16 protein-coding genes are annotated in these 13,203 nt (G+C 59.1%); 8 read left to right on the top strand and 8 right to left on the bottom strand.

The window, feature by feature from the left end:
* Positions 1 to 86: 86 nt before the first annotated feature.
* The gene (locus FHS81_RS18080; protein ID WP_210281824.1) at positions 87 to 239 is read right to left on the bottom strand and encodes a hypothetical protein; all 153 of its coding nucleotides are present in this window, start codon (positions 237 to 239) and stop codon (positions 87 to 89) included.
* A 180-nt stretch (positions 240 to 419) separates the two neighbouring features.
* Positions 420 to 680 carry a helix-turn-helix domain-containing protein gene (locus tag FHS81_RS18075; RefSeq protein WP_183754978.1) on the bottom strand — a complete coding sequence of 87 codons (261 nt, stop codon included), beginning with the start codon at positions 678 to 680 and terminating at the stop codon, positions 420 to 422.
* 273 nt (positions 681 to 953) lie between these two features.
* Here FHS81_RS18075 and parC point away from each other — a divergent pair, with 273 nt between their 5' ends.
* From parC to FHS81_RS18060, 3 genes are all read left to right on the top strand, one after another.
* Complete coding sequence (parC, locus tag FHS81_RS18070) at positions 954 to 1,271, top strand: ParC family partition-associated protein (protein WP_183754976.1); 318 nt, start codon at positions 954 to 956, stop codon at positions 1,269 to 1,271.
* Between the two features lie 185 nt (positions 1,272 to 1,456).
* Positions 1,457 to 2,839 carry a replication protein gene (locus FHS81_RS18065; protein WP_183754974.1) on the top strand — a complete coding sequence of 461 codons (1,383 nt, stop codon included), beginning with the start codon at positions 1,457 to 1,459 and terminating at the stop codon, positions 2,837 to 2,839.
* Positions 2,840 to 3,034: 195 nt separating this feature from the next.
* Positions 3,035 to 3,358: a hypothetical protein gene (locus FHS81_RS18060; protein WP_183754972.1), complete on the top strand. Its 324-nt coding sequence runs from the start codon at positions 3,035 to 3,037 to the stop codon at positions 3,356 to 3,358.
* A gap of 146 nt (positions 3,359 to 3,504) precedes the next feature.
* On the opposite strand, the gene FHS81_RS18055 is transcribed toward FHS81_RS18060, so the two are convergent.
* Positions 3,505 to 4,056, bottom strand: coding sequence for a hypothetical protein (locus tag FHS81_RS18055; protein ID WP_210281822.1), 552 nt, complete (start codon positions 4,054 to 4,056; stop codon positions 3,505 to 3,507).
* 430 nt (positions 4,057 to 4,486) lie between these two features.
* Between FHS81_RS18055 and FHS81_RS18050 the strand changes: the two genes are divergently transcribed.
* Together FHS81_RS18050 and FHS81_RS18045 are read left to right on the top strand one after the other, a co-directional pair.
* Complete coding sequence (locus tag FHS81_RS18050; RefSeq protein WP_183754970.1) at positions 4,487 to 4,813, top strand: type II toxin-antitoxin system RelE/ParE family toxin; 327 nt, start codon at positions 4,487 to 4,489, stop codon at positions 4,811 to 4,813.
* Positions 4,814 to 4,816: 3 nt separating this feature from the next.
* Complete coding sequence (locus FHS81_RS18045) at positions 4,817 to 5,128, top strand: helix-turn-helix domain-containing transcriptional regulator (protein WP_183754968.1); 312 nt, start codon at positions 4,817 to 4,819, stop codon at positions 5,126 to 5,128.
* A gap of 64 nt (positions 5,129 to 5,192) precedes the next feature.
* Here the strand turns inward: FHS81_RS18045 and FHS81_RS18040 are convergent, their stop codons facing one another.
* From FHS81_RS18040 to FHS81_RS18020, 5 genes are all read right to left on the bottom strand, one after another.
* Positions 5,193 to 5,531, bottom strand: a complete 339-nt coding sequence (locus FHS81_RS18040; protein ID WP_183754966.1) for a hypothetical protein — start codon at positions 5,529 to 5,531, stop codon at positions 5,193 to 5,195.
* A 20-nt stretch (positions 5,532 to 5,551) separates the two neighbouring features.
* Complete coding sequence (locus FHS81_RS18035) at positions 5,552 to 6,061, bottom strand: hypothetical protein (RefSeq protein WP_183754964.1); 510 nt, start codon at positions 6,059 to 6,061, stop codon at positions 5,552 to 5,554.
* 100 nt (positions 6,062 to 6,161) lie between these two features.
* Positions 6,162 to 6,617: a conjugal transfer protein TraM gene (locus FHS81_RS18030; RefSeq protein WP_183754962.1), complete on the bottom strand. Its 456-nt coding sequence runs from the start codon at positions 6,615 to 6,617 to the stop codon at positions 6,162 to 6,164.
* Between the two features lie 10 nt (positions 6,618 to 6,627).
* On the bottom strand, positions 6,628 to 7,386 hold the full coding sequence (locus FHS81_RS18025; protein ID WP_183754960.1) for a nucleotide-binding protein: 759 nt from the start codon (positions 7,384 to 7,386) through the stop codon (positions 6,628 to 6,630).
* Between the two features lie 16 nt (positions 7,387 to 7,402).
* A complete protein-coding gene (locus FHS81_RS18020) occupies positions 7,403 to 7,777 on the bottom strand; it encodes a TraK family protein (protein WP_183754958.1) in 375 nt (124 codons plus the stop codon).
* 449 nt (positions 7,778 to 8,226) lie between these two features.
* Between FHS81_RS18020 and FHS81_RS18015 the strand changes: the two genes are divergently transcribed.
* From FHS81_RS18015 to FHS81_RS18005, 3 genes are read left to right on the top strand one after another with little or no spacing between them, the layout of a single operon-like run.
* Positions 8,227 to 8,589 carry a plasmid mobilization protein gene (locus FHS81_RS18015; RefSeq protein ID WP_183754956.1) on the top strand — a complete coding sequence of 121 codons (363 nt, stop codon included), beginning with the start codon at positions 8,227 to 8,229 and terminating at the stop codon, positions 8,587 to 8,589.
* Positions 8,586 to 11,288: a TraI/MobA(P) family conjugative relaxase gene (gene traI, locus FHS81_RS18010; RefSeq protein WP_183754954.1), complete on the top strand. Its 2,703-nt coding sequence runs from the start codon at positions 8,586 to 8,588 to the stop codon at positions 11,286 to 11,288. Before FHS81_RS18015 ends, traI begins: the two co-directional genes overlap by 4 nt.
* Before the next feature lie 59 nt (positions 11,289 to 11,347).
* Positions 11,348 to 13,180: a type IV secretory system conjugative DNA transfer family protein gene (locus FHS81_RS18005; protein ID WP_183754952.1), complete on the top strand. Its 1,833-nt coding sequence runs from the start codon at positions 11,348 to 11,350 to the stop codon at positions 13,178 to 13,180.
* Positions 13,181 to 13,203 lie beyond the last annotated feature (23 nt).

Below are 13,203 nucleotides of genomic sequence, written 5' to 3'. Positions count from 1 at the left end.
GAGCTGGATCGCTGGCGCTAACGCCGTGCCGGAATGTCGGAAAGCCCACCTCGGCCGCTTAAGTGAGTTTTCTGTTCCGTTGCTACTCAATGCCCAATTTCGATTACTTTGGTGTCATCCAGCAGAGCGCAGACCTGCGGGCCTAGCTCGCGGCGCAGTTTTTCCGCAATGCGTCGGTCGTGCTCGGCGCGATTGCTTTGAAGGCTGGTAGCCTTTTGGTCATGTGAAATCCCGTCCATTCCTTTCGTCCTTACCTTGTTGCGAAGATAGCGTAAGGCAGATCAAGCCCAACGCCGTAATGATAGTCTAAACACTATCACGCAAACAAGAGAGAATGACGGTAGAAATGAAAAGACCCCACGGCTTTGTGGGGTCTGGTCGGTTGAACTGGACGAACGGCAGGCAGGCTTTAGAGGACGCTACGAAGGCACCAGAAGTTGCCACAGAGGTACGCCGACACAGTGGGCCAGCTTGGCCATGTTGTCGATGGTGATTGACATTTTCCCTGTCTCTATTTCGCTGACCCATGATTGAGCGAATCCCGTCTTGTCCCTGACGTCTCTTTGACTTAGCTGGGCGGCAATGCGGGCCTTCCTGAAGTTCTTGGCAAAAATCAGGCGTTCCGCTGCCACCGGCTTGTCATCGTGTTCTTGTTCTACGGTGTCGCGTCGTCTAGGCATCTCGGCTCGGCACCTCCCCTTTCGATGGTTGATTTAACGGGCTGTAGTGGCAAAAAGTCCACACAAAGCGCGCATGAAATTGTCGTATGTTAGCAAAAAGGTTGCCCGAATCGGAGGGTTTTTGTCTACGCCCGACCTCAAGGAATGCACCAAAAAGAGGGAAATTCCATAGTGGCAACACCCGCCAACGCCGCGTTGTAGACACTTGGGCTATTATGCAATAATGAGCTTTGCAAAATCCAACCATGCTGGACAGTCTCAAGGGGGTGATGCATGATTACTTTTGATTCTGATGCTGTCATCGACCCGGTATCGTTCAAGGAGGTGCTTGCCGCTGGAGGCGTGAACGCCGCCACTATAGGCAAGGCCGACAAGGGGTTGGTCGTGGTGCTACGGATAGCCAAGAAAGACCGCATCCTTGGGCAGTACCGTGGCGGGCCGCGCTATTTTTCATCGCTGGACGGGGCCGGATCGGTTCTTGTTCAGCACGGCATTTACCAGTGGGAAACCGACGCTCAAGGCTGGGTGCCTCGCACCTTGGCACGGGCCGGAAAACGTCCCAACAGTCAGATGGTTTCGGCTGTTGGATAACCAGAATGCAAAAAGCCCCGTTTGGCGACGGGGCTTTTGCGAATAGCAGAGCGACTTACAGAACCGTTTGGCGACGGGAACCGGAACAGACGCCCTTGGCGGGGTAAATTCAGGTTCATTCTAGTAGCTCGCTTTGCCTTTGACAAGAGGCGCGCTGTCTTGGCGCGCCCGAAAGGCAGGGGCTTATGGCAAGTTCGCAACTTGCGCTGTTCAGTTCTCAGGACGAGGCGCAGACGTACCACGACAGCAACAGGAGCGGCTTTTTCTCGTTGCTGGTCGATGTGCGTGGTGAAAAGCGGCAGTCGTCGCACCGTCTCTCGGATATGCCCACCATCCTCAGCTTGGTGGACAAGACCCGCGACACTTGGATTTCACAGGCCGAGTTCATGCGCCCCAACCGGCGCGTGGTGAACCTCTCCCGGCTGGGCCTGCTGTTCGCCGACCTCGATACCTACCGCGTGCCCGCGCTGGCCAGTCGCAAGCCCGACGAACTGGCCGCCTCGGTGCTGTACTTCTGCGCCGAGGCTGGTTTGCCCGCACCCTCGATGCTGATCTACAGCGGCCGGGGCATACAAGCCAAATGGCTGTTGGAGGGAACCATACCCCGCCAAGCCCTGCCCCGCTGGAACGCTTGCCAACGCTACCTTGTGGATCGCCTTGCCCATGTCGGCGCCGACCCTATGGCCAAGGATGCAAGCCGCGTGCTGCGCACCGTGGAGACGGTCAACAGCAAGAGCGGCGAAATCTGCCGCGTGGTTCACGTCCAGACCGGGGCCGATGGTCAGCCAGTCCGCTACAACTTCGAGTATCTGGCCGAGACGTTGCTACCGGCGGCACGCTGGACGATAGAGCAGCAACGACAGGAGCAGGCCGAGCGCCGCACCAAGAAAAAGCCCTTCCTTTTGGTGCCCGGCGGCAAAGCCGACAACCTGCGCGGTTTCTCAGGCCGACAGCTTGCTTGGGATCGCCTCGAAGACCTGCGCAAGCTGGCCGAGCTGCGCGGCGGCGTTGGTGAAGGCAGCCGGATGCAACACCTGTTCTGGCGTCTCAACTTCCTGCTGTTGTCCGGGGCGACCAACAGCAAGCAGATGTACCACGAAGCGGCCGCGCTGGCCCGTGAACTCGATCCGCAGTGGAACAGCCGCTCCAAGGAGCTGATGACGCTGTTCAGCAAGGCCAAAGCCTACGAGGCCGGGGAGAAAGTCACCTTTGGCGGCAAAGAGTTCACCCCGCTCTACACGCCCAAGAACGACACCCTTATCAACCTGTTCAGGATCACCGCCGAGGAACAGCGGCAGCTTAAAACCATCGTCAGCCAGGCCGAGGCCGCAGAACGCCACAGGAAGCGCGAGGAAGCGCGCAGACGCGCCGCCGGTGCGGTAGACCGGGAAACCTACGAACAGTCGTCCTTGACCCGCCAGAAGCCTTGGGAGGCCCTTGGAATGAGCCGGGCGAGCTGGTATCGCGCAGGCAAGCCAGCCGCACCAGCCCTTGAGACAAGTCCGTGCGTATTGCAGGACGAGGCGGTCGGTCAGGGCCTAGAACCAGTGAGACAAGTCCGTGCGTAATACTAATGGCGAAGCCCCCGCGCTTTTGATCGGCGCAGCCGGGAGTAGCCCCCGTGATGAAATATCACGAGTAGCCGCAAGGGCGGTGCGTCAACGCGAAGCGTTGTCCACGGCCCGCGCAGCCCCGGTACGGGGCGGAGGCTTTGAAGGGGTCACGGGGCATTTAACCGCTCAGAGCCATGGGGAGTGAACCTGATGCGATCCAGACGATTTGATGATGCGCGTATTGCCTACTTGCGGCAGGTGTCCGTGGTGGCCACCCTCGATGCGTTGGGGATCTACTGGAAGCGTGACGCGACCTTTGAGCCGCTGAAAGACAAAGCGACTGTTCGCGTGCATGTTTCGCTTGGTGGTGCGGTTGTCGAGCTGCTGGCCACCGGCCCGAAGTGGTACGACACCCAGACCGAGCGGGGTGGCGGCGGTGCGATTGACTTGGCCATGTACCTGCTGCGGCTCGACTTTGTGGCGGCGGTGAAGCGGCTTCAAGTGATACCGGCCAAGCCCCCGGAAATTGCCTAAAGTTTCCTTTGGTTGCCTATAGTTGCCTTGGATTGCCCTAAAGCCCCACTCAGCGGCCGCGCTACGTGAAATCTGGCACCAAAAGGAAGGGTGATGGCCAGAGCTTGCGCACAGGCTCGCCCTACCCTATGCGAACAATATCGGCCCTACCCTTGGCCACCTTCCATTGTGTCGGTGCTGGTCGCGGCCTTGGGTGCGCGTGGCTTTCTGGCGGGCTTTGTTCTGGTGTTGGTGACTTCTGCCGTGCCCGGTGTCGATCCCTCGCCCGCCGTGGCTTCCTGCGGTGCTTGGGGTGTCGGTACGGCCTTGGCCTTGCGACTGATTTTTGGCTTGGCGTACCCGGCCTTGCGCAGCGACTTGGCAACCTCAGTCATACCCTGCCAGATCGCGTCGGCCTGTTCCGGCCGGAGCTGCTGGCCTTCTTTGATCGACTTGGCCAACGTGGCCAGCCATGAGGCCGCCGACATGGCCGTATAGCGGCTGTTCGATTCCTCCGCGTCTGCGCGGCGCTGGGCCAAGAACGCCTCCAGTTGCTCCCGCTCGGCGTCCGTGAGCTGCGCAAGCCCATCCTCGGACGGCATCAGGCTTGTGCTCCAGCGTGGAAGCGTGGCCACTACAACCTGACGGCCGCGCCCTATCGCCTTGTCATACACGGTGCGGATGCACTGAATTTTCCGGCCCTGTTCTCGAATCTGCATTTGTGATCCCCTTGGGTCATGTGCGGATAGCCCGCCATCTGCATCTAATGATAGCACAACATCCGCATACCGATAGCTTTTTATCTGCACCAAAAAGGATGTTTATCTATCCGCATACTGCTAGGATTCACACCGCATAGGCGGATAGATTTTAGCAGCATGAAACGATAGTAAATTATCCGCATGCCGATAGAATTCTATCCTTTTATATGCGGATTGTTTCTATCCGTATAACGATAGAAATCTATCACTGTGCGGATGTTGGTTCATCCGTATGCGCTATTTTATCCGTCAGCATACGAAGATCACGCCACCGTCACGGGTGATACGTTAAAGGCGATACCTAGACGCATGTGTGTGCGGATAAAAAAACATCCGAAGTGCGAGCGCAGCACTTGACATAGTGGTGTTTATAAACGACAATAAGGGCATGCAACAGATACGGCACTACCTCGACCCGAACGGCCGCGACCACTTCGCAGAATGGCGCGATCAGGTGCGCGACACGAAGGCGCGCATCGCCATCGACCGGCGCGTTATGCGTCTTGAGCTGGGCAACTTCGGCGACCACAAACCGCTGCGAGAAGGTGTTTGGGAGCTGCGCATAGACGTTGGTGCGGGCTACCGCATCTACTACGCGAAAACAGGCTCTACCGTCGTGCTGCTGTTGTGTGGCGGCGACAAGCGGAAGCAGAGCGCCGACATTGACCGAGCCTGCGCCTACTGGCGTGACTGGCAGAACCGAGCAGGAGATTGACCCATGAAAGACAGATCACACGACGAAGCAATGGCGGAAGTGTTCCGCCGCGATCCGGGGTACGCCGTCGAGCTGCTAAACAGCATCCTTGAGGACGGCGACCAAGGCGAGCTGCTGATTGCACTGCGCCAGATGGCCGACGCCTTTGGCGGCGTGCGCAGCGTGGCCAAGTCTGCCGACCTGAACCCGTCGCAGCTCTACCGCACCTTGTCGGACAAGGGCAACCCGGAGGTGCGCAGCCTGACCGCGATCCTTCGGGCCATGGGCCTGCGGCTGGCAATTCAGCCGATCCAGCCGGGCGCACCGGCGCACTGACCCTTCCCATTTGGTGCCAAACAAAAAGCCCGCTAATCAGCGGGCTTGTTTGTTTTTGGGACTGTCAGTTGACGTTTCTTTTGGTCGGGAAAAGTCGCTTGAACAGCGAGCGAGCAGGCGGCACCAAAAGGGAAACTATGCCCACTGTGAACAGCACGTTTGGCGTCTCGAAACCGGCGATATGGGAACCTGCAATGACCTGCACCAGACTTTCAAAGGGCACGTCAGGGCCGGACGGTGTGACCATGGCAAGGTTCAGGCCCATGGCCAGCCCGAACACGCCGGGGAACAGCCAGAACCCGAAGTAGTCCGCAACATCAGACACGAACCGGAACAGCACAAACACAAACAGCGCGGGCAGGGCCAGCAGGAAAATCAGGAATTCCAGCAGTGCTACCAACATTGTAAAACCCTCGCATTGGGTTAGAAGAAAAACGACCCCAGCAGCAGGCCAATCAGGAACGGGAAGACACCAGATGACTTGCGCGGCTCTCGCGCCTCGATGACCTTCCTGCGCAGCTCGCGCCTGCGATCCTTGGCCGCTTGCCGCTCCTGCGCGATCCTGGCCGCCTCTGCCGCTTCGCGGGCTTCGGCCCGGTACTGGTGCCAGCCTACCGCTGCCACACGCGCCGCGACCTTGCCTAGCTCGCCTACGATCACCGCCGCCATCAGCCACACCATGAAGCCCGCAAACCAGACGACAACGGCCCGCATCATGTCGAACAGGTCGCCGAGCGGCGAGAACCGCAGCCCACTGGATTGTTTGGCGCTGTCGCTGGCCACCGACTGCACGCCGTGGTCGAACAGCTCGAACACCGGCAAAGTCACGTTGCCAAGATCGCCCATGGCGAACCGCACGGCCTGCCATGCCACTGCCAGCGCAGCGACCACAGAGACGGCATGAATGGCCATCGCTATTTTTGCTCGTTGCATGCGCTACCCCTCGTTCTTCCAGACTGGCTAGGGTCGAGGTTCAAAGTACCTTCCATGTTAGATCCTCAATGGGGAGGCACCGGGCCGTAGCCCGGCGACCTCATTTCAGCAGCACCACCACCAGAGCGGCCACCGCGATCAGAGCCGCGACACCGGCCAGCACGGCGGCCACCATGGCACTGTTTTTGGCCACCTGCGCATCGCGGCCGCTGGCCACCGCCTCGCGGCTCGCGGTCTTCACCTCGGCGACCTGTTGGCGCAGTTCCTTGCCTGCATCCTTGATCGCTTCGGCCACTGCCTGCCGCGTTTGGTCGCTGACGTAGTTGGCGGCGTCGGTGATGATCTTCCCGGCCGTTTCCTTCGACTGTTCGACCTGCTGTTGCAGCGTCAGAGTCAACGTGCGGTTGGCTTCATCGTACTGATCGGAAATCAGATCGAGAAACCGACCAAGCACCAGCTCGTTGACCGTGACCGTGGCAAGGATAGGGTCATCCTTGCCAAGCAGTACGCCGTGGCGGATGGCAACCTCTTTCCGTATGTCGTCAAAGTCGAGCATCACGACCCCCTTAGATGATCGTGTCGAGTTGCTCGAACAGTGACGACTTGACTTTGTTCAGGCGCGATTTCGACATAAGGCCGAAGTCCGGCGACTCTTTGATTTCGTCAAACGTCAACTTGCTGTCGAGCATCAATTTCACGTCTTCGCCGTAAGTGCTGCCAGTCTGGCGAGCGATACGGACAATGCCGTGCACGCGGTCTTTGTTGGATTGATAAACTTTCATTTCCTCGAAAGTTTTGCCCTCGGCTTCAATGTCGCCAAAGAACTCGTTCAGCCAAACAACCAAACGGGCGTCACCGGGCATTTGCTCGCAAAGAGAAGCGAAACCGCCGAGAGTGTCGCGCAGTGCTTGGCCGCCGGTAATAACGGTGTGGATATATACCTGTTTGCCGTTTTCGGCGATCAGGTTAATCGCGTCATTTTCCGCGAGGTAGTAGGACAGCGGAATGAACGACGCCGCGCCGTTATCCACCACGAAATCGGAATCCTCTTCCACGATTTGTTCAATGAGGCGGTCGAAATTACGTTCCACCAACGAACCTTCGCGCATCAGTTCAAGACGTTTAGTGTCCAGCGCCTTATAACCGGCGAGGGTGGCATTCACCGGGTCAGTGTCATAGACAACCAGCGGGCGGGCTTTGCCTTTAATATATTGCGCGATCACCGAAGCGATCAGCGACTTACCGACGCCGCCTTTGCCTTGCAGAATGTAATGAACTTGGCGGACGAGTTTAGCAATGGTCGAAGGGGTAGCGTTATTAGCCATACTTAGTTCACTCCTGTTAGATAAGGTCGTCGCGGTTGTTTCCGCTATTTGGGTTGTGCTCGAATCCGGGGCGTTTTGCGCCGGGTCTTGGTTCAGGGGCAGACTTGCCCCCTGTTGGGCCTCCTGCGCCTCCTGTAGAGGCTGGGGAGGGGCTTGCCGGGGCGATTTGCTCGCCGCCTTTCCTTTGGTGCCCATCGTCTTTTTCCTTCCGTATGAACTTGCCGACATACTTGGTGAACTGCGGGTAGCCGATGCCAAGGCGCTCGGCGTAATCGTCGTAGATCGCCCGCAACGGGTGCCCTGCGTCCAGCAGCTCGCGGAAAGCATCGACGTGGGCCAAAAAGGCGGCCCGGCCCGCGCCGCGATACACCTTCTTAGGCTCATCAGCCATTGTCTTCTCCTGTTGCTGTCGCCGCCTATCTAGGCGACGACTCAACTATACGCCACAAGGCAACTGAAGGCAACTATAGGCAATTTTAGGCAAATACACAACCCCTCTAGCGCAATTTTGCGAAATTTAAGGCAACTCAAGGCAACGGAAGGCAATTCCGCCCGCTTGGGGCGGGCTTTTATCGCCTTTAGGCGATAATCCGCTGGCGTGGTCGGGCGCAATTGCCTAAAATAGCGGAGAGTTAGACGGCAAGATGTGTGTTGTGGGTCCACAGGCTACGCCTGTTCCCCCTCAACACCGCCACCTTACTCACCTGCGGTTCGACGGCATCTTGCTCTGCGAGGCCCACCGTCGCTGCCGCGACCAACATCAAAAGCCCGATGCGGCACCAAAGGAAAGGCGCGCATTTGCGCCACCTGGCTGTCGCTCCCGGCATGAGCGAGAGACGAATGGCAGAGAAGAAAAAGACGACCTACGGCACCCGGCCTCGGAACGAATACATCAAGGTATTCGTGACCGAGGACGAGCGCGCCGAGCTGGTAGAGCGTGCCGCGCAAGCGGGCATGTCTCAGTCCGCGTTCCTGCGTGCGGTTGGACTGAATGAACCGATCCGGTCGGTTGTTGACCTGCAAGCCGTGGCCGACTTGGGAAAGGTCAATGGCGACCTTGGGCGGGTCGCTGGATTGTTGAAACTTTGGCTCGCAGAGAAACGCGGCCAAGGTGCGCGGCCGGTAGACGTTGAAGCGATGATGAATGACTTTCGCAGATTGCAGGGCGAAGTCCTCGCTATTATGTCGCGGGTCGTAAGATGATCGCCAAAAGGGTTCCAAGAGATAAGGGAACATCCAGCCCCGCCCGATTGGTGCGGTATATGGTTGCGGCCGTTGGCGATATTGATCCTAACACTTGGGCTAGGACAGTTGATTATATCCTAGACACTAAAGAAAGTACGACTAAAGGCGAGAAGGTAGACAGTTATCGGGTGACGAATTGCGGAACCGATGACCCTGCCGCCGCTGCAATAATTATCGAAGCAATACAGGCCGCAAATACGCGGTCGAAGTCCGATAAAACCTATCATTTAGTTTATTCATTTCCACCCGGCGAACATCCTTCGCTAGAAGTCTTGCACGCCATCGAGGACGAACTTTGCGCCTCAATTGGATATGCCGACCATCAACGTGTTTCAGCCGTCCATAAAGACACTGACCACCTGCACGTTCACGTCGCTATTAACAAAGTGCATCCGACCGGGCTGCAAAATATCGAACCTTATTACGATAAAAAGCGGCTGATGGAGGCGTGCGAACGCCTCGAAATTAAATACGACCTTCAACGAACCAATCACGGAATAGAGGAAAAAAGCCATGACAACGCCCGAGACGGACAACGAATCGAACTTAATCCCGGTCAACGACCAGAGCAGCGAGATAGTAGATTTCGACGATATTTACGAGAGTCCAGTAATCTCACGTTTGGCGAAGAACCAGAGGCCAAATCCCTCAACGGTCTGCGAACGTTGTCCGGCTGCCGTCTGGTTCGCGCTTCCGAAAGAGGTTCGGTGCTATTGCCGGGTCATACACGCGGTGATCTACAGCAACGAGGAAAAGAACGCCCTGACAGCGTGCGACGGCCGGGACATGGCCATAGAGCAGCTACTGGCGAAGCAGGAGAAAGCGGACGCACAAGGGTAGGCGGAAAAGCCGCCGACATTGAAGCGCAAAGCGGCATCGAGACGCTGACCGGCTACGCGGCCCGCGAGGTCGCTCCGGCGATGCGCGCCGCATCGAGCTGGCAGGAGCTGCACGACGCAGCGGCCGAGCACGGGCTACAGGTTCGCCAGCGCGGGGCCGGGTTGGTGATCGGCGATCCTGACCTTGACCTATGGGCCAAGTGCAGCAACGTCGGCCGTGATCTTTCAAGCAAGGCCCTGACCGACCGCCTCGGGCCGTTCCAGCCTTCACAGCAGCAGGCCGAGGCCAAGGCCGCCCGCAGACGCTACGAACCCAAGCCCCGCCGTCCAGATCGCCCCGGTACCTCCGCGCTGTTTGCGCAGTACCAGCGCGAGCGCCAAGCCGCGATTGTTGGCCGCCGCCATGGCTTCGATGCCATCCGGCGCGACAGCGCCTTGGCCAGCGCTCAACTGCGCAACTGGCAACAGACGCAGCGAATGCTGGTCAAGGTGGCTACAAAGGGCGCGGCCAAGCGCGTGATGATGGCCACCATCAAGCAGCAGGCCGACGCGACCCGCAACGCCAACCGGCAGAACGCGAACGCCAAGCGCGAAGCGCTGTTCAAGCAGACCGCTATGCCATCGTGGGCCGACTGGCTGACACAGCAGGCCGAGCGCGGCAACGCCGAAGCGCTGGCCGTGCTACGCGACCGCGAGGAACGGCAACGCAAGTGGCAGGGCGACTTGCTCACCGCGAATCGGGCCGACAAGGCCAAGGCCGTCGTCCTCGACAAGCTCAAGCCGAAGGCCCGCAAGGACGGCACCATGGCCTATAGCACTATCGACGGCGGCATGGTGATCGACCGGACGACACACGTTCAGGCGCAGAAGGCCACCACCGGCGCGGCGCTGGTCGCGCTCGAACTGGCATCCAAACGGTTCGATGGCCAGCCGCTGGTCGTGGAGGGTACAGACGAGTTCCGGCAGGAGGTCGCCCAGCTCGCCGGTATGCACGGCTTCAACGTGCGGTTTGCCGATCCGGCTATGGAAAAGGTGCGCCGCGAGACGGCCGCACATCGGGACATGGAGCGAACGTTTCAGGCCGAAACAGAGGGCACCGGCGGCCGGTTCTCCGAGCTGGTCGAGCATGGCAAGGCACCGTTCGAGCACGTCAAGGGCAACAGCAAAAGCTACTTCGTCACGCTACGCGACGAGTTCGGCGAGGAACATACGATTTGGGGCGTGGGCCTTGAATCGGCGATGCAGCGCAGCGGGGCCGACGTTGGCGACAAGGTGCGCGTCGAGCATCAGGGAAGCGAGAGCGTCACCTTGCCGGATGGGCGCACCTTCGAGCGCAACAACTGGCAGGTAGACGTGGCACCAAAAGACAAGGCCGCAGACGAGCCGAAGCCAAAGCGACCCCGCCCGGCACCCGAACCCGACGACATGGAGGCCGCGTTTTTGGCCGAAACTGGCCTGTCCCGCAACAAGGCAGGAAGCGGGACACCGCCAAAACCAGCGAAGCCCGTGGAATCTAGCCCGGCGGTCGAAAAATGGATTGCAGAACGCAATAAAAAGCGGGACAAAATATCGTCTTTAAACTATCATCGGCAATGGCAGGCGAGCGATGCGGGCAAAGCCACGTATCAGGGTCGCCGACGCATGGAAGACGGCAGCGAAGTGCTGTTGTTGAAGCGTGGCGACGAAATGTTGGTGAAGCCATCCACCGCAAGAGTCGTGGCGAAAGCAGCCAAATGGAAGGTCGGCCGCGAGGTTGAAGTAGATGCACGCGGTCGTTTCAAAGAGTCGGGCAAAGGGGCATCGGTCAATGAGCTTTGAGGCATTGGCCGCCCCGTCCCACATCGCAATCCCGTCCCAAGAAAGGAGAACAAGGACACATGAGCACTACTGAAAACAACGGCGAAAAGAACGAGTCAGGCGGTCGGCTTCGGCTGATCGGCGCGGCTTATCTGATCGTCTACATATGCGCGCTGAACAGCCTTTGTACGCAGTACATCGCCTACCGCGTGGCCTACCATCCAGCCCTTGGCGCGCCACTGTTCGGGAACGTCTACTCGCCGTTCGCGTGGTGGGACTGGATGTTTAAGTTCTACGACTACGCACCCGGTTCCTACAACTACGCTTTCATCTTCTTTGCGCTCGGCATCCTTGTCGGAATGCTGGCCTACGTGTTGTGGGTCGGCTTCAAGTCCCGCAGCTCGCGCAAGCATGACGACGTGCATGGCACGGCCCACTTCGCCACTCGTGAGGAAGTGCAGGAAACCGGGCTGCTGCCGCGTGAGGGCAAGAACGGGCAGGGCGTGTATTGCGGGGCCTACGATGACGCCGATACCGGCAAGACGCTCTATCTTCGCCACGACGGCCCGGAGCACGTTCTAGCCCTCGCCCCGACCCGTTCGGGTAAAGGCGTCGGCCTCGTCATTCCTACCCTATTGAGCTGGCCGCACTCGGTGTTTGTTCTCGACCGTAAAGGCGAAAACTACGCCATGACCTCGGGTTGGCGTAAGAAGCACGCCAACAACGTGGTCTTGCGCTTCGACCCGGCCAAGCCGGGTACCGGCTGTGCGTGGAACCCGCTGGGTGAAATCCAGTACCGCACCCGTTTCCAAGTCAGTGACGCGCAGAACATCGCCATCATGGTCGTGGACTCAGACGGCAAGGGCATCGAAAGCGACCACTTCCGCAGCGCCGCTTTCGAGCTGCTGGTAGGGCTGATCTTGCACGCGCTTTACAAGGGCGATCAGATCGGTCGCACGCCGTGCTTGCAGGACATTGGCCACATGCTGACCGGCGTGGGCGACTTCGCCGCACCGGACACCGCCAACGACCTTGTAGACGACCCGGACGGCGACCCCAAAGCACTCGCCGGGCTGTTCGATGAAATGCGCGAGGTGCATATCAACGACGGCGACCCGGCCAACCGTGAAGCGCAGATTGTCATCACCGGCGTTGGCACTCGTATGGCCAACACCCCGGCCCGCGAACTGGGCAGCATCATTTCCACGGCGAACAACGCCCTTGCCCTGTACCGCGATCCCATCGTGGGCGAAAACACGTCGCGCAGCGACTTCAAGATCGCCGACCTGATGGATCACGACCGGCCGGTGTCGCTGTACTTCATTTCGACGCCGAAGACTTCCAAGCGCCTTGTGCCGCTCACTCGCCTGCTATTGACCATGATCGTGCTTACCATGGCCGACGAAATGGAGTTTGACGACGGCCGCGCCAAGGCTGCGCACAAGCACCGCTTGCTGCTGATGCTGGACGAGTTTCCGACGCTGGGGAAAATTGAGGTGTTCGAGGAAGCGCTTGCCTACATCGCCGGTTACGGGATGAAGGCTTACATCATCACGCAGGACGTGTCCCAGCTCTACAAGGCGTACACCCGAGACGAAAGCATCATTTCCAACTGCCACGTCCGCGTGGCCTACGCGCCCAACAAGCTCGAAACCGCCGAATGGATGTCGAAAATGACCGGCAACACCACCGTGGTGAAAGAGCAGGTGACTACCTCGGGCAAGCGGTTCGGTGCAGTCCTCGACAACGTATCCCGCAGCTATCAGGAAGTGAAACGCCCCTTGATGGAGCCGGACGAAATCATGCGCCTGCCGGGGCCGAAGAAAGAAGTCGTTGGCGACTGTTGGTTTCCACGCGGAACTGAGCCGGTTTTTCCACCGAGAAGTGAGCCACCTCTGAGTATGGTTTTCTGATCAGGCTTTGGTCAATGGGTTGT

This window comes from Pseudochelatococcus contaminans (assembly GCF_014195635.1).
Lineage (GTDB): Bacteria > Pseudomonadota > Alphaproteobacteria > Rhizobiales > Beijerinckiaceae > Pseudochelatococcus > Pseudochelatococcus contaminans.
Note: the sequence above shows the minus strand (reverse complement) of the source record. Positions and strands in the feature narration are given on the sequence as shown.